This is a genomic window from Aerococcus agrisoli, assembly GCF_003797145.1.
GTDB classification, from domain to species: Bacteria; Bacillota; Bacilli; order Lactobacillales; family Aerococcaceae; genus Aerococcus; species Aerococcus agrisoli.
On sequence record NZ_RKMG01000031.1, the window covers coordinates 1 to 20,309 of the forward strand.

Annotated in this window: 18 protein-coding genes; 2 read left to right on the forward strand and 16 right to left on the reverse strand. The window is 40.4% G+C overall.

Annotated features, from left to right (window positions below):
* Positions 1 to 224 precede the first annotated feature (224 nt).
* The 12 genes from thrS to EF384_RS08240 all read right to left on the reverse strand — a co-directional run bounded on the left by thrS (position 225) and on the right by EF384_RS08240 (position 14,900).
* Entirely contained in the window at positions 225 to 2,153 is a 1,929-nt protein-coding gene (gene thrS / locus EF384_RS08185) for a threonine--tRNA ligase (protein WP_123781028.1), read from the reverse strand.
* A gap of 382 nt (positions 2,154 to 2,535) precedes the next feature.
* Positions 2,536 to 2,988 (reverse strand): Asp23/Gls24 family envelope stress response protein, encoded by a 453-nt coding sequence (locus EF384_RS08190; protein ID WP_123781030.1) that lies wholly within the window; start codon positions 2,986 to 2,988, stop codon positions 2,536 to 2,538.
* Between the two features lie 88 nt (positions 2,989 to 3,076).
* A complete protein-coding gene (locus EF384_RS08195) occupies positions 3,077 to 3,283 on the reverse strand; it encodes a DUF2273 domain-containing protein (RefSeq protein ID WP_123781032.1) in 207 nt (68 codons plus the stop codon).
* Positions 3,284 to 3,327: 44 nt separating this feature from the next.
* Entirely contained in the window at positions 3,328 to 3,900 is a 573-nt protein-coding gene (gene amaP / locus EF384_RS08200; RefSeq protein WP_123781034.1) for an alkaline shock response membrane anchor protein AmaP, read from the reverse strand.
* A gap of 423 nt (positions 3,901 to 4,323) precedes the next feature.
* A complete protein-coding gene (dnaI, locus tag EF384_RS08205; protein ID WP_123781036.1) occupies positions 4,324 to 5,268 on the reverse strand; it encodes a primosomal protein DnaI in 945 nt (314 codons plus the stop codon).
* 1 nt (position 5,269) lies between these two features.
* Positions 5,270 to 6,907 carry a DnaD domain protein gene (locus tag EF384_RS08210; protein WP_123781038.1) on the reverse strand — a complete coding sequence of 546 codons (1,638 nt, stop codon included), beginning with the start codon at positions 6,905 to 6,907 and terminating at the stop codon, positions 5,270 to 5,272.
* Positions 6,908 to 6,955: 48 nt separating this feature from the next.
* Positions 6,956 to 7,471 carry a transcriptional regulator NrdR gene (gene nrdR / locus EF384_RS08215; RefSeq protein ID WP_123781040.1) on the reverse strand — a complete coding sequence of 172 codons (516 nt, stop codon included), beginning with the start codon at positions 7,469 to 7,471 and terminating at the stop codon, positions 6,956 to 6,958.
* 80 nt (positions 7,472 to 7,551) lie between these two features.
* Positions 7,552 to 8,160 (reverse strand): dephospho-CoA kinase, encoded by a 609-nt coding sequence (coaE, locus tag EF384_RS08220; protein WP_123781042.1) that lies wholly within the window; start codon positions 8,158 to 8,160, stop codon positions 7,552 to 7,554.
* A gap of 21 nt (positions 8,161 to 8,181) precedes the next feature.
* Positions 8,182 to 9,009: a DNA-formamidopyrimidine glycosylase gene (mutM, locus tag EF384_RS08225; RefSeq protein ID WP_123781044.1), complete on the reverse strand. Its 828-nt coding sequence runs from the start codon at positions 9,007 to 9,009 to the stop codon at positions 8,182 to 8,184.
* 410 nt (positions 9,010 to 9,419) lie between these two features.
* Positions 9,420 to 12,104, reverse strand: a complete 2,685-nt coding sequence (gene polA, locus EF384_RS08230) for a DNA polymerase I (RefSeq protein ID WP_123781046.1) — start codon at positions 12,102 to 12,104, stop codon at positions 9,420 to 9,422.
* The gene (locus EF384_RS08235) at positions 12,094 to 12,645 is read right to left on the reverse strand and encodes a hotdog family protein (RefSeq protein ID WP_123781048.1); all 552 of its coding nucleotides are present in this window, start codon (positions 12,643 to 12,645) and stop codon (positions 12,094 to 12,096) included. Before EF384_RS08235 ends, polA begins: the two co-directional genes overlap by 11 nt.
* 995 nt (positions 12,646 to 13,640) lie before the next feature.
* On the reverse strand, positions 13,641 to 14,900 hold the full coding sequence (locus EF384_RS08240; protein WP_123781049.1) for an ArgE/DapE family deacylase: 1,260 nt from the start codon (positions 14,898 to 14,900) through the stop codon (positions 13,641 to 13,643).
* A gap of 260 nt (positions 14,901 to 15,160) precedes the next feature.
* Between EF384_RS08240 and EF384_RS08245 the strand changes: the two genes are divergently transcribed.
* Entirely contained in the window at positions 15,161 to 15,832 is a 672-nt protein-coding gene (locus EF384_RS08245; RefSeq protein ID WP_123781051.1) for a histidine phosphatase family protein, read from the forward strand.
* A gap of 490 nt (positions 15,833 to 16,322) precedes the next feature.
* On the opposite strand, the gene EF384_RS08250 is transcribed toward EF384_RS08245, so the two are convergent.
* The 3 genes from EF384_RS08250 to EF384_RS08260 are packed head-to-tail and all read right to left on the reverse strand — an operon-like array spanning position 16,323 to position 18,577.
* Positions 16,323 to 16,622: a rhodanese-like domain-containing protein gene (locus tag EF384_RS08250; RefSeq protein ID WP_123781053.1), complete on the reverse strand. Its 300-nt coding sequence runs from the start codon at positions 16,620 to 16,622 to the stop codon at positions 16,323 to 16,325.
* Positions 16,615 to 18,264, reverse strand: a complete 1,650-nt coding sequence (locus EF384_RS08255; RefSeq protein ID WP_123781055.1) for an FAD-dependent oxidoreductase — start codon at positions 18,262 to 18,264, stop codon at positions 16,615 to 16,617. The genes EF384_RS08250 and EF384_RS08255 overlap by 8 nt, the downstream gene beginning before the upstream one ends.
* Position 18,265: 1 nt before the next feature.
* The gene (locus EF384_RS08260; RefSeq protein ID WP_123781056.1) at positions 18,266 to 18,577 is read right to left on the reverse strand and encodes a rhodanese-like domain-containing protein; all 312 of its coding nucleotides are present in this window, start codon (positions 18,575 to 18,577) and stop codon (positions 18,266 to 18,268) included.
* Between the two features lie 167 nt (positions 18,578 to 18,744).
* Here EF384_RS08260 and EF384_RS08265 point away from each other — a divergent pair, with 167 nt between their 5' ends.
* Complete coding sequence (locus tag EF384_RS08265) at positions 18,745 to 19,011, forward strand: metal-sensitive transcriptional regulator (RefSeq protein ID WP_123781058.1); 267 nt, start codon at positions 18,745 to 18,747, stop codon at positions 19,009 to 19,011.
* Between the two features lie 230 nt (positions 19,012 to 19,241).
* On the opposite strand, the gene EF384_RS08270 is transcribed toward EF384_RS08265, so the two are convergent.
* A complete protein-coding gene (locus EF384_RS08270) occupies positions 19,242 to 20,204 on the reverse strand; it encodes a hypothetical protein (protein WP_148076706.1) in 963 nt (320 codons plus the stop codon).
* Positions 20,205 to 20,309: the final 105 nt, after the last annotated feature.

Genomic DNA, 20,309 nt, shown 5'->3' on the forward strand with positions numbered 1-20,309 from the left:
TCTAACTTTTGGGGGTCGGTACCAAGTTGGTAATGACTTTCAGGGGTTTTTTATTGTGGCAAAAGAAAAAGCACTAGCTTGCGCCAGTGCTTTTTCTCACATCCTGTTAAGTTGAGCTCCAATAAGCAGACCCAACTCCACTTCAGACTATATTGCGCCACACTGCGTGTGTCACTGCTATAGTCTTCCAGTGTTTGGGTCTTAACGCTTATTGTCGCATCCTGTTATTTATATTCTTTGATTTCTGCTTGTAGTTGTTCGAAGAATTCGTCGAATGGTAATGATAATGTTTCTTTTGAGCCGTATTGACGTACTGTTACTGTGTTGTTTTCGATTTCTTGGTCACCGAATACTAATTGGTAAGGTACTTTTTGAGTTTGGGCTTCACGGATCTTGTAACCCATTTTTTCGTTACGGTTATCAACTTCAACACGCATACCTGCTTGTTTCATGCGACGACGGATTTCTTCTACGTGGTCACCGTGTGCTTCGTCGTTTACAGGGATTAATTTCGCTTGAACTGGTGCTAACCAAGCTGGAAAGGCACCCTTGTATTCTTCGATTAGGTAAGCCACAAAACGTTCCATTGTTGATAATAAACCACGGTGGATTACAACTGGACGGTGAGTGTCTTGTCCGTCTTGACCAACGTAAGTTAAGTCAAAGCGTTCTGGTAATAAGAAGTCTAATTGGATTGTAGACATTGTTTCTTCGTTACCTAAAGCTGTCTTGAATTGGATATCCAATTTAGGACCGTAGAATGCTGCTTCACCTTCAGCTTCGAAGTATTCTAAGCCTAGGTCGTCCATTGCTTCTTTTAACATACCTTGTGCTTTGTCCCACATTTCATCGTCATCGAAGTATTTTTCAGTGTTGTTTGGATCACGGTAAGATAGACGGAAACGGTAGTCAGAAATCTTGAAGTCTTTGTATACTTCTTTGATTAATGTAATCATACGAGTGAATTCTTCTTTAATTTGATCTGGACGTACGAACACGTGCGCATCGTTTAAAGTCATTTCACGTACACGTTGTAAACCAGATAAGGCACCAGATTTTTCGTAACGGTGCATCATACCTAATTCCGCGATACGGATTGGGAATTCACGGTAAGAGTGAATGTCGTTTTTGTAAATCATCATGTGGTGTGGGCAGTTCATTGGACGCAATACCAATTGTTCGCCGTCACCTAAGTCCATTGGTGGGAACATGTCATCATGGTAGTGATCCCAGTGACCTGAAGTTTTGTACAAGTCAACGTTTGCCATGATTGGTGTGTACACGTGGTTGTATCCAAGTGAAACTTCTTTATCTACTACGTAACGTTCGATTGTACGACGGATAGTAGCACCTTTTGGTAACCAGAATGGTAAACCTGAACCAACTTCTGGGCTGATCATAAATAGGTCTAATTCTTTACCTAATTTACGGTGGTCACGTTCTTTGGCTTCTTCACGTTGTTTGATGAATTCTTTAAGGTCTTTTTTGTCAAAAAAGGCAGTACCGTAAACACGTTGCATCATTTTGTTGTCAGAGTTGCCTCTCCAATATGCACCGGCTACTGATAATAATTTGAATTCTTTGATGTAACCAGTTGAAGGAACGTGGATACCACGACAAAGGTCAGTAAATTCACCTTGAGTGTACACTGTTAATACTTCGTCTTCTGGTAAATCAGCGATGATTTCAATTTTGTATGGGTCATCTGCGAAGATTTCGTTTGCTTCGGCACGTGTAACTTCACGACGCACGATTGGGAAATCTTCTTTTACAATTTTAGCCATTTCAGCTTCGATTGTTGGTAGATCTTCTTCAGCAATTTGGTTGTCTTGGTCAGTATCGTAGTAAAAACCAGAGTCAATTGCTGGTCCAACACCGAAGTGGATACCTGGGTATAAACGTTTCATTGCTTGAGCCATTAAATGGGCAGTGGAATGACGTAAGATACCTAATGCATCTTGGTGTTTAGGGTCGACGATTTCAATGGAACCGTCTTGGTTAATTGGGGCATTTAAGTCTACCAATTCGCCGTTAATTTTAGCAGCTAATGCTCTTTTCGCTAAAGAGTTAGAGATTGAGGCAGCGACATCGCGACCAGTTACACCGGCTTCGAAAGATTTCTTCGCCCCATCTGGGAATACTAATTCAATCATGTTTCATCCTCCTGTTTGGTAGTTATCTATAGACATAATAGACACAAAAAAAGTCCCATTCTAGCCTTACGACTAAAATGGGACGCTATTAGACAATTTGCGTGGTTCCACCCAAGTTCAGTAAATCTGTCGGTCGACAAATCTACCCTCTATTGCTGATAATGGGGGCAACCCTTACACCTTAAGCTATGTACCTTGATGGTCATAAATTTCGGTGCGATCTAAAGAGTGGTTAACTAAATGGCTTTGCAAGTTTTTCACTGACCAACTTGTCCCTGATTACCTATCATCTAGCGTGTCTCTTATCCTTGATAGAAATTATTCATTACGAGGATAAGTATAAGCATCACATTTTCAATTGTCAAATAATTTCCTGTAAAAATTATTGTACGCGTGAACCGTCAGTGTATTGACCGTTTTGGTTTGCTTGACGACGTTGTTCTTGCGCTGCGCGGTTCTTTTCGTTTTGATCACGTTCGTATTCAGCACGAGTTAAGACGTCATTTACGTTCATGTTCACTTCCACAACTGTTAAACCAGTCATTTTTTGAACATTTTCAGAAATTGCTTGTGTTGCTTTTTCAAAAGCAGCTGGAATATCTTTACCATATTCAGCAATTACTTCTAAGTCTAAAGCGACTTCTTTTTTACCGACTTCAGCACTTACACCGGCTGTTTCATCTTCGCCACTTGAGAATAAAGTTTTCAAACCTGAAGTAAGGTTACCTTTTAATTCTAAAATACCGTCAACATTCGCTACTGTGTAGTGTGCGATTTTTTCAAGAACCTTGCTATCAAAAGTTAAATCGTTTGTGTGTTTTACGTTTTCAGACATTTAAAATTCCCCTTTTCTATATTGTTTTATAACTAATAAGTTGTATTTATCGTATCAAATTTTTTCACTTAACTCAAATGATATGAATCTATGGATTGAAAAAACGAAACCAGCTTTCTAAGTCGATTTCACCATCGAAATAAGCGCCGATGATAAAACCAATGGTAGAAAATACTAGGATGAACAAGGCTTGACCAAAGCCAAACCACATCCATAATAGTGCGAAGATAAAGGCAATTAAGCCTCCGATAATACGGTTTCGATATGGATACCAACTACGTGGTGGTTGTTTCATGGTGATTGCCTCCTCTACTTAACTGCGACCTATAACCTATCTGACTATCTGACACGCGCATGTCCTTGTTTATTGGCATTCGCTTGCATTTCATCTGGGTTGTAAGTATCCGCAGTCACTTTCACTTCTTTGATTGTGGTATTTAATACAGCTTCCGCTGCTTGTTTTGCCTTGCGTTGAATGGCATCGGAAATGGTTTGAACAGCTTGATCTTCTGCAATGGCATAGGCCACTTTGACTTTTGTCTGTTCAGGATTACGCCCAAATTTCACATCAACGCGTTTGTTGCTTGCTTGTTTCACATCCAAAATATCGCGGTGAATGGCTTGAATGACTGTCTCATGATCAATGGCGACTTGGCCTTTTTCGCTATTCACTTTTAAGGTACGTGATTTTGCAGGTGCTAACAATGCCCAAATAAAGGCAATGGCAAAGTATAACAATGCTAAAGCGAGTAAGCTCACCACAATGTAAATACCTGTTTGATAAGCTGTCACGTAACGCGCCACAAATTCACTCACGTAAGGAATTGGGTAAATAGTAGCTGCTGCGATAAGGATTGCCACAATGATTAGGAGTGATAGAAGGATTTGTAAAAATTTTCTGAATCCACTCATGCACTCACCTCCCTGATTCGAATTTTTATATTTTATATCTTATAATATGACTTTATCATTTTAAAGTTAAGGATTCAAATGATATGCTATTTGGGTTATCTGAGATTGCATGGTAAAGGCATTTTTAGTGGACTAATCATGCAATGTTTCATTTATAGAGATTGATATAATCGTGATTCGTAAACTTCAGGGCTTTATTTGATACATTTTTTCTCATTTAGTTAACTTCAAGGCCCTATTTGATACTTTTCTGCAAATTTGAATCAAACAGCACTTTATTCGACACGTTTTTTCTCATTTTGTAAACTTGAAGCCCTTCAAGTTTACACTTTTCGTTCATTTTAATTTTTAAATATGCAATCACCAAAAAAGCAGGGATTAAGTCCCTGCATACTCACCTAATATCAAATAAAAAAGAAGGTATTAACCGTTTCGACGGTCTCTACCTCCTACTTCTACTGCTTCACTTAAATATTTAATTCGTTCCATGATACGAGCTGCTTTGGCTACGTCTGCACCTTCTCTTGTTGTTGTTAGGAATTGTTCCAATTCCAACATTGTAAAGTTAGAGGTAAAGAATGTAGCTAATTGCTCTTGCATCCGGTATTGCAAAATAACACCTAAGACATCGTCACGTACCCATTCACTATTAGACTCTGCACCGATATCATCCAAGACCAAAATAGGCGCTTGTTTGATTTCATTCACGCGTTGGTCAACGGTGTTGCTACGGATACGGGATTTTAAATCTACCAATAATTCAGGATAATGTACCATGCTGGATTTAACACCACGTTCAGCTAAGGTATTCACTAAAGCTGCTAAAATGTGGGTTTTCCCAACACCAAATTGTCCATGCAGATATAAACCTTTGTGGAATGTGTTTGGTTCTTTGGTGTAAGCATTGATGAATTCCAAACTCTTTTGGATGGCTTCATAACGATCTTGATAATCGTTTGGCGACATAGCTTCAAACGATGCCGTCCGTAAGCTTTTCGGCATAGATACCATGGTCACACGTTTGGCTAATTCTTCGGCTTCTTGTAATTTAATGAAGTCTTGTGTTGGATGGTAATCCACATCGATGAAATTAACGTTCATAATCAATGATGGTGCATATAAATGAAATTTCTTTTGTCCTAAGGCCTGGTTGCCATTTTCACGGGCAAATTCATACAATTTTGAGAATGATTTTTTGACGATGGCATCGTCAAATGTCAGTTGATGCGCTTGTAAAAAGGCTTGAACTGCTGGGTCGTTTTTCACGATTTCTTCTATTTTGGCCTGTCTTTCTTTAAAGGCAGGGTTGCGGTTGATTTGTTGTTTGAAACTATCGCCCACATTTTTCATTTGTTTGTCGTCAGCCATATTATTCACCTTCTTTTAATTCTAATGCTTGCATCAATTGACGGATTTCTGCTTCTTTGGCATTGATGGTTGCTGCATTTTCTTGATTTGCTAGCTTTTCACTTTCATCAGCAATACTTGCTGATGTTGGTGTTTTTTCGTATTTTTCTTTACGACTCGCTTCATCCAACCATTTTGGTTTGACGGATTCTTTTTGCGTTTGATAACGCCCTTTGCTGATACGATTTTTCTGACGTTTCTCGTATTGTTCTGCATTGTCTTTTTGGCGTTTTTTTAGGTATAGCATGGCAGCTTCAGGTTCTGAAATCTTTTGTTGTTTCCAGTCATCCGCTATGCGTTCAAGAAATGAACGGCTTAAGTTTGGTTCATCTAATTCCAGCAACACATACTGTATCATGATATTCATAACCGCCGGACTAATGATGTTTCGGCGGATTAATTCTGTAATTGTATTAGATTCTGCCTTGGTTAGATAACCACCCTTTTGTTCTTTGATTGATGACGCAAAGGCAATCGGTGGGTAAGACTTGGCAAAATCAGCAAATTCCAACGCTTCTTGATCTAGACCTAGTTGTTGCCATTTGGCACGGGTGGCTGATTGATTAGCCTCTGTTGCGGTAATCCGGTCGGTTAGCCCTGTTTTGGAGCTGGCGCCGGTGCCGTTCATAGCGCCGTTCGCCGCACCGCTGTCATTAGCCGACACATTGCTTCCACTACCCTTAGTCGCACTAGTATTCGCATTCGTAACCCCACCAGTAGTTGGCGAGCTAGAGGACTGCTGTGTTTGATTGGCTTGTTGGCTCGACTGATCGCTTGCCTGGTCGACCGCAAGCCGTTGCATTTTCGCCAAATCAATCGTATTTGTTCGTAAGTCTGCGGCGGCTGTAGCCAGTTTCTGGATGTCCACTTCGTCATAGCCGTAAATTTGGTTGAGCGAAATGGCCATGTCAATAACGGCGTCAGTTAGGGCTTTTTCGGATATAAAGGATGATTGCATAAGCTCCTTCAACAAACCGATATTGAGATTGTGGTCCTTGATTTGAACGGCTTTCGTTTGACGGTTTTGGCTGATGAGCTGGTCTTCCGTTTCACTCGGAATCGGATAGTACTGGCTCGGTAGACGGAAAACGTCCTTGAAGGTTGCGGTCACATCGGTCCAACTACCATCTTCAACATCGACGGGCATGTCATAGCTAAACTTGGCAATCAGTTGGTTATAGCGCGGTTGACCCAAGCGGTCCATCAAAAGTGTAGACATGATTGGGTCGGCAAAAATAGTCTTGCTGTTTAAGGGCGCTTGTAGCTGATATACCGTGACGGCATTACTCGATTGCGCGGGTGCTTTTTGCTCAAAAACCTGCAACAGTCCGATTGCTTCTAGGTTGCGGCGGGCTTTGATATAAGGCTCCTTGCCCCAGACCATTTGCTCCATCAAGTCGTGATGACGAATTTGTTTGGAGACATTGGTAGCCTTTTCGATATTGGCATACAAGGTTTGGTAGAGCGCGTAGGCTGCGCCACCGATAATCGGTTGGTAAAGATGTAGCAGGACTTGCTGATCGATATCAGAAATCCACTGGGGTTGGGTAATTTGAACAAGGCCCTTTGGATCTAAATTTTGCCATGGGTAGTTTGTCATGTACTTACCCTCCCTTCTAGTTCTTTTCGTGCCGTTTAGTTCGGCATGTTATTTCTTATCGTTTGTTTGTGTTTGATTTGTATCTGTCGGTGCATCCGGTGTTTCGGTGTTGTTACGACCGCGTAAACGTTCAATTTCACGTAAAAATACTGTTGGATCTTCGAATTGACGGTAGACGCTAGCATAGCGAATGTAGGCTACTTCATCGATATCTGGTAAGGCATTCATGATAAGTTCTCCGACATCTGAAGCGGGCACTTCACTAACACCGCGTGAACGTAATTCAGATTCTACATCTGAAGCTAATTTTTCTAATTGGTCAGCAGATACTGGACGTTTTTCTGCTGAGCGGATAAGACCACGTAAGACTTTTTCATGCGAAAACTCTTGGCGGGTCCCATCACGTTTAATGACTAATAAAGGTGTGCGTTCAATTCGTTCAAAGGTCGTAAAACGGTTACCGCAGTTGTTGCACTCACGGCGACGACGAATAGACGTATTGCTTTCGGCAGGACGACTATCGATTACTTTCAAATCATCTGAACCACAATTTGGACATTGCATGAATGTACCTCCATCTTTCTTTTGCTAATGCAAATTTGGTCTTTTTCACATTTTATTATAGCATAAAGCCTAATATAACCCTATTTCAGGGGTTGGTAACCAAAAATACCTAACCAAGCGGCTAATTGTTGGTGGGTCTCTTCAACTGAGCCCGAATTATCAATCACAAAATCCGCCATATTGGCCTTACGCTCAATCGACATTTGGCTAGTCATGCGCTTGAAGGCATCCACTGAATTCAAATTGTCGCGCGCCATTAATCGGTCCAATTGCAAGGTTTCCGACACATAAATGACCATAATATCATCATATTGATCTTCCAACTTGCTCTCAAATAACAGTGGCACATCCATGATGATCAATTCGTGACCCTCTGCGATATACTTTTCCTTCTCTTTGTTGAGCCAATCGCGAATCGGTTGACGTAACAATTCATTCAGTTTTTCTCTCTCAGATGGGTTTTCAAAAATGATGCCCCCTAATTTTTTGCGGTCCAAGACACCATTTGGAAAAACAATATCATCCCCAAAATATGCCTTCACCGCCGCTAATCCAGGCTCACCAGGTTCTACCACCATGCGTGCGCCGTAATCCGCGTCCACCACGGGAAAACCTTCCTGTTTGAAAAATTTACTGGCCGTCGACTTACCCGTCGCAATGCCCCCAGTTAATCCTAAAATATGACTCATAATTCCTCCTACTACACGCGTTTAGCCATGTACTTTTTGACAGTTTGGGCAAAAATGACTACCGCGCTGACTGACACTGATCTTTTCAATTGGCGTCCCACATCTTGCACAGGGTTTCCCAGTCCTGCCGTACGCCTGCAGATATTGTTGATAGTGGCCATTTTCACCAAAAGCATTGGTGTATGACCGGATTGTCGTACCACCAACTTCTACGGCATGGCCGATAATTGCTTGGCTGGCATCAACAATGGCCTGTATTTCTGGATCTGTCAGTGTATTGGCTGCTTGTTCGGGATGCACTTTGGCTGCATACAATACTTCATCCGCATAAATATTACCGATTCCTGCAATGACAGACTGGTCTAATAAGACCCCTTTGATGGGTCGCTTGCGCTTTTCTAGCTTGCCTTTTAAATATACTGTTGTTAAATCCTTTGGTTCTGGTCCCAAGTTGAGCGCATTGATGGCTTGTTCTAGTTGATTTTTGTCGACCATGTGAATACGTCCAAATTTACGGACATCACGGTACCTCAAATCATAGCCATCTGTTAAATGTAGGATGACATGTGAATAGGCATCTACTGACTCAGTCGTCGGTACATACAAGTATTTACCTTCCATACGCAGGTGGGCAATCCAAGCGACATCAGTCCAATTGAAAATTAAAAATTTCCCAATTCGTTCCACTGATAACAAGCTTTGACCAGGCATCCGGTGAACAAAATCAGCGACCCCGCCTGGTGCTTGCACGATATTGTCCCACAAGACTGTGACACTTTTGACTTCTTTGCCAATCACGAGCTTTTCCAATCCGCGTCTGACCGTTTCAACCTCTGGTAATTCTGGCATCTTACTCCTACTTTCTACTGGGCTTTCTGTACTTATTCTAAAGCAAATACCCGCTAAATAAAATAGCTTTTTCATTTTGTGGGGCTGTCGTGCTATTGGAAATTTTTCGTTCGATTCACATATGAAATTTCATTCGTGAAAAATCTTCAAAAATCATCACAAATATCTTTTCATTTGTGATGATGTCGCTCGAAATTCTTTTATGCGCTGCTGAAGATGAATCATGCTGCTAATCTTCACATACCAGCTATTATTTGCGAAAATATGGACCGCTACTTCATTTATGGAAATCTATTGATGATAAAACTGCTACTTGTGTCGCGAATGGTGGTCCATTTATGAATAAGAAATACCCCTCAGTCTAAGCGCTACTGCTTTTGACCAGGGGGTATCCTTTTCACATCAAGTGATTATTTAGCTTCGTACCAAGTTGCGCCGTAATTTGATTCGACTTCTAGTGGTACGTCTAGTTGGGCTGCTTCGCCCATGATTTGGGTTACCAGTTTTTCTAAGTCATCGATTTCTGACTTAGGTGCTTCAAATACCAACTCATCGTGGATTTGCAATAGCAAGTTGGCTTGTAGGCCGGCATCTTTCAAGGCTTGGTCCATACGTACCATCGCGATTTTGATGATGTCAGCTGCTGTACCTTGAATTGGTGTATTCATGGCATTTCGTTCGGCGAATGAACGCACGTTGAAATTCTTAGCATGCAAGTCTGGTAGGTAACGACGACGTTTGAATAAAGTTTCAACGTAGCCGTCCTCTTTGGCTTGTTCTACGACATCTTTCATGTAAGCTTGGACGCCTGGATAGTTTTCCAAGTAAGTGTCGATAAATTTCTTAGCTTCTGGACGTGAGATATTCAAGTTTTGGCTTAAACCATAATCTGAAATACCGTAAACGATACCGAAGTTAACCGCTTTGGCGTTACGACGCATGTTCGGCGTTACTTGATCTTCCGTCACACCGTAAACTTTCATAGCTGTCGATGTATGAATATCCTCATGGTTGTTGAAGGCTGCCTGCATATGTTCGTCGCCTGAGATATGGGCTAAAACGCGCAACTCAATTTGAGAATAGTCACTTGAGAAAATGACCCAATCGTCTTGACTAGGCACAAAGGCTTTACGAATCGCACGGCCTTCTTCTGAACGAATCGGAATATTTTGTAAGTTTGGATCTGCTGAAGACAAACGACCAGTTGAGGTCAAGGTTTGTTGGAAACGTGAATGAATTTTGCCGTCTTCATGGATGTAATCTTGTAAACCTTCGACATAAGTAGATTGTAATTTACTTAATTGACGGTAATTCAAGATTAAATCGATGATTGGTGCTTCACCAGCAAGTTTTTCCAATACGTCTTGGGCTGTTGAATAGCCTGTTTTTGTTTTCTTGATGACTGGTAAGCCCATTTCTTCAAATAGGATAACCCCTAATTGTTTTGGCGAATTGACGTTGAATTCGTGACCTGCTTCTTTGTAAATGTCTTGTTCTAAGCCATCTAAAATGCCTTGGAACTCCACTTGCATGGCTTCAAGTTGTGATTTATCCACAGTAATACCTAAGATTTCTAATTTGGCTAACACTAGTGCTAAAGGCAATTCCATTTCTTGATATAAGTCATCCATTTGGTTGGCTTCAAGTTGTGGGCGAATGGCTGCTTGCAGGCGTGCCATCACGTGAATTTTACGGGCTAGGTGGTCATGCATCACAGCTGCATCTTCAGGGACACCGCGTTTGGCACCCTTGCCGTAGACTGATTCATCGTAAGATAAATCTTCGATATCAAATTCACGTGCGACTTCAGCAAGGTCATTTGAGTTATCGCGAGCTGTTAATAAATATGAGCCAATTAAGACGTCGTCAACAACACCAGCAAAGGCTACGTCCACGTAATCTAGCATGACCATTGTTCTCTTGGCATCGAAGACTACTTTGGCAATAGCTGCATTGCCTAGGAAATCTTTGAAGCTATCAGCTTGTAGTAAGTCTGCTGGACCGACGAAGATGTCCTCACCATTGGTCCAAGCAACTTGTACGATATCTGAATCGTGGTAATTTTTGCTTAGGTTTTCGGCGTAAAAAGCATAACCATCCGCTTTTGAAGCTGTTGGGAAGTAGTCTGCTTTTAACTCGTCAACACTTGCCACGTATGTATAGTTAACGTCAGCCCAGTCTTGGGTCAACAAGTCTGCTTGGTCTGAGTCGGCTAGTAAATTGGACATGAAAGTATTGAAATTCATGTCTTTGTAGAAGTTCATTAATGCTTCTACGTTTTTACCCTTGTATGGGATATCCGCAATCGTTTTTTCAACTGGCGCATCCGTTTCGATACGGGCTAATTTTTTGGATAAAATGGCATTTTCTTTGTCATTGATCAGATTTTCTTTACGCTTAGATTTCTTCATATCATCAATTTGATCATATAAGTTTTCAACAGAGCCATATTCATGTAAAAGTTTTAGGGCCGTTTTTTCCCCAATCCCTGTAACACCAGGGTAGTTATCGGATGAATCGCCCATAAGGCCCTTCATGTCGATGATTTGGTCTGGTGTGATACCCATGTCTTCTTGAATACTTGCTGGTGTATAGGATTGTAATTCAGATACCCCTTTTTTGGTGATATCAACACGGACATTGTCACGTGCAAGCTGCGTTAAATCCTTGTCCCCAGAAATGATGACAACGTCATATTCTTCAGGGTCTACTGACATAGCTAACGTACCGATGATATCGTCGGCTTCATAGTTGGTTAGTTCGTAATGTGACACACCGAACGCATCTAATAGGACATTAAAGAAAGGCATTTGCTCTCTAAATTCGGATGGTGTTGATTGGCGGCCACCTTTGTATTCGCCAAAGAATTCTGTTCTAAAAGTGGTTTTCCCAGCGTCCCATGCAACTAAGGCATGTGTAGGCTGTTCTTTTTCCAAAATCTTAGACATCATGCCATGAAAGGCGAATAAGGCGTTGGTATGCATGCCGTTTTTGTTTACGAATGAATCGATGTTATGGATGGCATAGAATGATCTGAATGCCAGTGATGACCCGTCGAAGAGGACGAGTTTCTTTTTGTCTGTTTTAGTACTCAATTGAGTCTCCTCCTGAAATTCGTTGGAATACACCAGCGTCGATAGTTTCGGTATCGTGGCGTAGATGTTCTTCTGGTGGTAAGACTGTTAGCATGGCGTCTAATACGCGTTCGTCGTCTGTTGAATTGGTGAATTTACCGATACAGTGGACGGTCACAAACTGTTTCAATTCTTCGACGCGAATGACTTCGAATTCGAAGGTGATGATTGAGTTATGTGGGATTGAATGAATGATGTTGATGTTCATTTCGACTAAGCGTGAGCCTGGGCCAGGGAAGTTCATGGATACGGTACGTGTGATAACACCCATCAAGGCGATTGGTGGTACGACTACTTCTGTCGGTAAAATCCCTGCGCTTTCTGATGTTTGTTGTAGATAGGCTGGGTTTGAATCTGCCGTAACGCCCATATATAACAAGACATCTCGTTCGCGGATGGATTCTGTTACTCTGAACGTATCCCCTACTTTAATGGCTTCGATTGTCTTACCGATTAATTTTTCTGGTTGATTGTTTGATTCTGTTAAGTTATGTTCTACCATGTTTTTTTACACCCCTAGGTTCTGAAAAAATCATACTGGTTCCAACGACGATTTGCGGATACCTTGTCCGCTTCAATAGTTTTATTTTATCAAAGAAAAAGAATATATGCGAATACCAGGATGAGAGCGCGGGCGTTTAGACCCGAACACTGGAAGAGATATGCAGTAGCAAGCGCAGCTTGCTGCAAATATCTCTGAAGTGGAGACCTGTCTGCCCAAGCGAACTCGACTTCACAGGATGTGAGGACCGACGCTTAGAAAGCCACCGGTGGAGAAAGGATGTGACAAAAGGCGTTTTAATCCAAGACACTGGAAGATTAGTGATGAGACACTTAGAGAGTAGAACGAACTAATCTGAAGTGGCATTGGATTTGCCTTTTGGAACTCAACTAGATTAGGGCAGACGATGACGGTAGTCATCGGCAATCTAATCTGAAGCGCAGGGCTTTCTGGAGGTCCGAACTCGACTTCATAACTATTGTTGGTGTGCTTACTCAGCCTTCGGCTTGTCGCGTATAGTCCTTTAAAAGCCGTGGGAGCTTCAGGATGTGACAATAAGCGTTTAGACCCGAACACGGGAAGACTATTGCAGTGACACACGCAGGGTGGCGCAATATAGTCTGAAGTGGAGTTGGGTCTGCTTATTGGAACTCAACTCTGAGAGCCAAGGACTCTCGACTTGAAATCGAGCCACGGTCTCGATTTCATCCTCTTTCACGGCTAAAGGACATACACTATCGCCTTCGGCAATCCAACAATCCTGATTTCAAAATTCGTAAATATTTGCGAATTCACCAAATAAATTAAGGGCACTGCTTCAACTTAGTGTGCCTAAAAATATTTCCGCCCTATACTCGAGTGTCCACTACTTGGGGTCCGGTGTATTTTCTTCAAAATGAAAGAGGGCTTCTGCCCTCTTCTTTATTCAAATTCTAAACAAAAAAGCAGTCGCGGGATTGAGAAAACCGCGATTGCTTTTAGTAGGTGTTTTAAAATTATTCACCGTCTAGGTAAGTGGTGATTAAGTCGATGTATAAGTCGATGAAGCTTAGGTAGTTGTCTTTTTCTACGTATTCATCGATTTGGTGTGATGTTTCTGTACCTGGGCCGAAGATGATGATTGGGAATCCGTCACCTTTGTTGGCTACGAAGTTAGCACCGTCAGTACCACCTGTCATTGGCACAACTAATTGTTCTACTGGTAGGTAGTCTTTTGATAATTTTTCAGCTAACTCAACTAGGATTGAATCAACGCCACCATTTAGTGGTTTCAAGTCCAATGTTAATTGCACATCGAAGTCTGCACCCTTGTCTAAGTATTTGTTGTAGACAGTTGAGAATACACCTTTCACATCTTCGTTATCGAATTCCGGCACTGTACGGATGTTGAATACAACTTCCGCGTGGTCAGGAATTGTGTTTACTTGGTCCCCACCACGGAATACAGTGATTGAGAATTTTGGTTGTTTTAATAATTGGTCTAATTCAGCGTTTCCTTCGTCATCACCTTCAACAGCACCGTAGATGTCTAAGGCTGGTGAGAAGTCTAATTGACCAAAATGGATGTCTTTCGTTGCTTCTTCGAAAGCAGCTTTGAATTCTAAGGCAAAGTCCATTAATGGTTCAATAGCGTTGATCCCACCTCTTGGTTTAGATGAGTGAACGGAACGTCCGCGTGATGATACCACAAAGTTCATTGAGCCTTTGTGTGAAGGATGAATGGTATTCGCCGTTGGTTCACCAATGATGATTGCGTCAACGTCTTTTACGTATCCTGCTTCTTCTAGCTGGATTGAACCGACTGCGCCATTTTCCTCATTGTAAGTTGCAAGTAAGCGAATGGTACCTTTTTTCAAAAGTCCTTGTTCTTTGATTTCGATCATAGCGATCACTAATGCGGCTAGACCTGATTTCATATCTGTTGAACCACGGCCATAAAGTTTGCCGTCGCGTTCAGTTAATGTGTATGGGTCAGATGTCCATGCATCCACGTTCCCTGCTGATACGACGTCCATGTGGCCAGAAATCCCGATAACTGGTGCGCCAGAACCGATTTCGGCTACTAGGTTAGCACGGCCAGGAATACCTGTTGGAATTACTTTTGAAGGGATATCGTATTTAGATAATAAGTTTGCTAAGTAGTTAGCTACGTCTTCTTCATTGCGGTCGACTGTTTCGATGGCTACAATGTCGCTTAAAATTTTGATTTTTTCTTCTTCTGTAAAGATTTTAGCTGCTTTTGTCAAAAAGAACACTCCTCTATTTTCTGGCACATATCTTGTGACAGTTTTCTCTACTAATCATATTATCATTTATTCACCAACATGGATAATAAATTGCCCACGGCTTTTCAATCAATCGTGTTCGCTATAACCGATTTATGTTTCTTTATGTGCGGGACTTCCTTTTATGTTATTTGCTTTAAATGAAAAATTATAGTAATCGTTTTCATAAATGCTTTGTTGTGCTAGAATAAAGTTAATATATAAAACATATACGAAAGGAAGTGAACAAGATGGGAGCTATCCACTATTACTTTGTTCGCCATGGCGAAACTACTGCAAATGCAGATCATAAAATTCAAGGCTGGTCAGACTCACCCGTGACGCGTGTCGGTATGCGCGTGGTTGATCAGGCTGCTGAAACATTGTCAAACGTCAATTTCCACCTTGCTTATACCAGCGATTTAGACCGTTGTATCGAAACAGGAGAACGCATTTTATCGAAACAAGAAAATGACATTCAATTGTTCCCGATAGAGGGTTTTAGAGAGTACAACTTTGGTGGACTGGAAGACCAAGATGTCGAAAAAGTGTGGCCAAAATCAATTGCTCAATTGGTCGAAGAAATGCGTCAAAACCAAATTCCTTCAACCCAATTTGTGCCATTAATTATTGAAAACCTTGTCGACCGTGATGAAGAAGGAGATTCAGAGGACTTTATCACCTTCTGGGATCGCATCGAGGAAGCCATGTTAGAGATTCATGACGATGCTTTAGAAGCACGTATGGAAACCCAACAAGCGAATATCAATGTTTTGATTGTCAGTCATGACATGCCAATCCGTTTCTTCTTACATGAAGTCTTGGCTGAATTTGATTTGACTGAACCTTTAGACTATGGCCATTTTGCCCATGTTGTCTATCACAAAGGTGCCTATGATTTGAAAGAGTTTAATGCAATTTAATGATATGAAAAAAATCCCCGGACAAAATTGTTCGGGGATTTTTGCATTATTCACTTTGACAGGCTCTGTGAAACCTGGTGTAAATTGGGACGTTTTTTCTCACATCTTGAAGTTGAGCTCGGACCTCACATCCTGTGAAGTTGAGCTCCAATAAGCAACTCCCTGCCCACTTCAGAATAGCTTGCGGCACATTTCATGTGCCACGGCACTATTCTTCCACTGGTTGGGGGCTGGACGCTTTTTCTCACATCCTGTGAAGTTGAGCTCCAATAAGCAGACCCAACTCCACTTCAGAGATATTTGCAGCAAGCTGCGCTTGCTACTGCATATCTCTTCCAGTGTTTGGGTCTGAACGCTTATTGTCACATCCTGAAGTTGAGTTCGGACCTCCAGAAAGCCCTGCGCTTCAGATTAGATTGCCGATGACTACCGTCATCGTCTGCCCTAATCTTCCACCAGTGGCTTTCTAAGCGTCGGTCCTCACATCCTATTATTTTTCTAATTCATTCGGCCATGACATTGTGCCGCCTTCAACGTTGACTACGTCTAATCCTTGTTGGTCAAGGAATTGGCTAGCTTTTGCTGAACGAGCACCTGAATGGCAGATGATGTGGTATTCAGTGTCTTTGTCTAATTGATCAAAGCTGCCTGCTAATTCGCTTAATGGCATGTTTACTGCGCCTGGTACGTGACCATTTGCGTATTCGTCTTTTTCACGAACATCGACTAAGTTTACTGGGTTAGCTGTGTGTTTTTCAGAAAATTCTGACATTGAGATTGATTTATACATAAATTAATTCCTCCGGTAATATGGTTTTATACAGTGCGAATGCACCATCTAAGTTTTGGACATTGAAGCCATGTTGTTTTAATTGACGTTCTGCAATGTATGAACGTAAACCACTATGGCATGAAACGATATATTCTGTTGTTGGGTCTAATTCTACCATACGTTCACGCAATTCATTGACTGGGATGTTGATGGCATTTGGAAAGGCACCCTGTTTGATTTCACCTGGGCTACGTACATCTAATAATACTTTGCCTTTTGCTAGCTCATCTTTTAGTTGGTGCCATTGAATTGATTCACTCAAGCCTTCAGCAATATTCATTGCGGCGTAACCTGCCATATTTACAGGATCTTTTGCTGATCCGAATGGTGGTGCATAGGTGAATTCTAATTCTGGTAAGTCAAAAATAGTTAAGTGACCTTTAATGGCTGTTGCAATAATATCAATTCGTTTATCAATACCTTTTTGGCCAACAGCTTGCGCGCCATAAATTTCACCTGATTCAGGGTTGAACACAAGTTTCAACATGATGTCAGTTGCATTTGGATAATAACCGGCGTGGTCTTTTCCAGAAATATGCACAACATCAAATGATAGATTCGCCATTTTGGCTTGACGTTCACTTAAACCAGTTGAAGCAGCTGCAATATTGAAGGCACGAACGATGGCTGTTCCGATGCTTCCTTGGTTTTTACGTTCTAAACCAGCAATCACATCGGCCACTTGACGACCTTGACGGTTAGCTGGTGATGCTAAAGAAATCAATGCATCTTGGCCAGTAATTTGTTGTTTGACAACAATGGCGTCACCGACTGCAAAAATATCAGGATTACTTGTTTGATATTTATCATTCACGACAATACCACCGCGTAAACCTAGTGTTAGTCCTGCTTTTTCAGCAAGACTGCTTTCAGGTTGCACCCCAACAGATAAAATGGTGATATCTGATGTTAATGTTTGACCACTTTCTAAGACGATTGTATGGCCTTCATCTTCAAAACGAATCGCTGAATCAGATGTGAACACCTGAACGCCCTGTGCTACTAATTCATTTTTTACATAGGCTGCCATTTCTTCGTCTAATGGTGGTAATACATGTGGGGCACGCTCAACGATAGTGACGTTTAACCCACGTTTATGTAAGTTTTCCGCCATTTCTAAGCCAATAAAACCAGCGCCGATTACTACGGCTTCTTTGGTTTCATCCGTAATTGCCTGCATAATTTGATCTAAGTCAGGTACATTACGTAAAGCAAAGGCATTATTTGCTTCTGCTAGCCCTTCAATTTCAGGTACAAATGGTTTGGCACCTGGAGATAAAATCAATTTATCGTATGATTCTGTATAACTTTCACCATTGCTTACAACAGTTACTGTTTTATCTTCAGTTGAGATGGCTGTTACTTCATGTACTGGACGAACATCCAAATCAAAACGGGCTTTTAAACTTTCTGGTGTTTGCACTAGCAAAGCGTCGCGGGCAGCAATTTCACCTGAAACGTAATATGGCAAACCACAGTTGGCAAAGGATACAAAAGGACCTTTTTCAAAAATAATAATTTCAGCATCATCCATTAAACGGCGTAAACGTGTTGCTGCAGACATACCGCCAGCGACACCACCAATAATAATAATTTTCAACTTATTTTCCTCCTACAGTTCGGCCAGTCCATTGGCTCATACCGCCACGAACGTTGGTCACTTGGTAGCCTTTTTTCGTTAAAATTTTAGCTGCTTGACGACTACGCATACCTGATTGGCAAATTACGACGACGTCTTTGTTTTTACCTTGGTAGTTGGCAATCTTATCTAATGGGACATTCTGTGCTTTACTAATATGCCCCGCCCGGTATTCTTGGGGCGTACGTACATCGAGTAAAGTAATGTTGCTATTGACTTTAGTGGCTAATTCGCTTGTTGACATGCTTGGTGTCTTTTTGAAAAATGAAAACATTTTGAAACCTCCTTTGTATACCTTACAGGGTATATTAAATACTATACCATTCGCTTTGTCAACACATATATTCTGCCAATTTGAATGAATTTCATTTGACATATATACCCAACTAGGTATAATCAATATGAAAAAGCCTTTATATAAAAGGATGAGGAGCTGTAAACATGAGTGAAATAACTGATCAAAAACAAATTATCAACCGTTTACGACGTACAGAAGGTCAAATCCGTGGTATTCAAAAAATGATTGAAGACGACAAAGAATGTGTGGATATCATTACCCAATTGAGTGCTGTGCGTTCAAGTATTGACCGTGCAATGGGGATTATCGTGGCCGAAAACCTATTACATTGCATCGACCAACCTAGTGAAAATACGGATGAACAAAACAAAAAAATCCAACAAGCCATTCAAATGATTATCAAAAAATAAGTTGCTAATATCGGCACAAAAAATAACCCCCTTAGGTATAAGTGTTCAATTTCATATACCTGAGGGGGTTATTGTTTTATTTATTGTATTTAATTAGACGCAACTAAAGCACCAAATATTTACTGTGGCCGTCTATGATAGATATTTCTATATTTAATAACATGATTTTATACAATTTTTACAGTCTTAAATAGTATTTACAATTAATTACTAGCCATTAGCGTATAAAACTATAATTTATTACTACGTTCTTCAAAATCCAATTCTTGATTGATTTTGTATGTATAGAGAAGTAAGATTATCATCAACTCTAAATAGTTTTCTTTATGCTCTTCATCTGATACTTTTGCTTTTGACCCATGGATGTACTTATTGCGAATATCTAACGAGTTACCAAATCTCTTCTTGTCCATGATATAAGAAATGTAATCAATTTCTTGCTTTGAAAATAGATAGTTATCATATTTAAGATTTCCTTCTTCTATATCTTTATCTACGATTACCATTAAATCTTTTGTAAAATAAATAATATCACAATATCCATAATTTTTAATTAATTGATAAATTCTCAAGAGCTTTGGATTATTAAAATAAATTTCCTTTTCTCTGGTATAAGAAATAATATTATTCTCCTCTAAATAATCTAATCTAGTTTCATCCATCTCAAACGTAAAAGCTTTTCGCGTTATTCCTTTACTTACATGGTAATATAAGGATTCACCTTCTAATGACTTGAAGAAATCCGTTCTGAATAATAAATCACTAATAAACTCCACTTTTTTAGAATTAAAATAAATATTTTTTTTCTCTTGTAATGATTTTAGTTCATCGTAAGCTGGATTTTTTGATGCTATTTCTAATAATTCAGGATCTATTTCTTTAAATTTCCGATAAAAATCGTATTGTTTCAATACACTGTCCATTTCAGGTATTATCAGTTTGCACTTATCATAAAATTTAAGTTCCGCCGGTGATACATTATAGGAAAAACCTTCAGCCAGATATTCCTCATTAAATAATTCATTGTAACAAGATGCAAAAACTTCTTCTAGTTCCAAGCCAGCACGTGACAAGTGTTCATAATATGTTCTAAAAAATAATTGATAAAGAGTTCTATTGGTACTAAACTCCAAAGATTCTTCATAGCTATACTTTGATTTAAAACCAATAATATCAAATAAAGATTTTTTCATATTGATTTTTCGAATTAAAGAAAAATTCCCATAATAATCAAAAATTCCAAAGAAATATATAAAGTTATTCATCAATGTCGCAGTTGTAAAGAACAGTTATAAAAT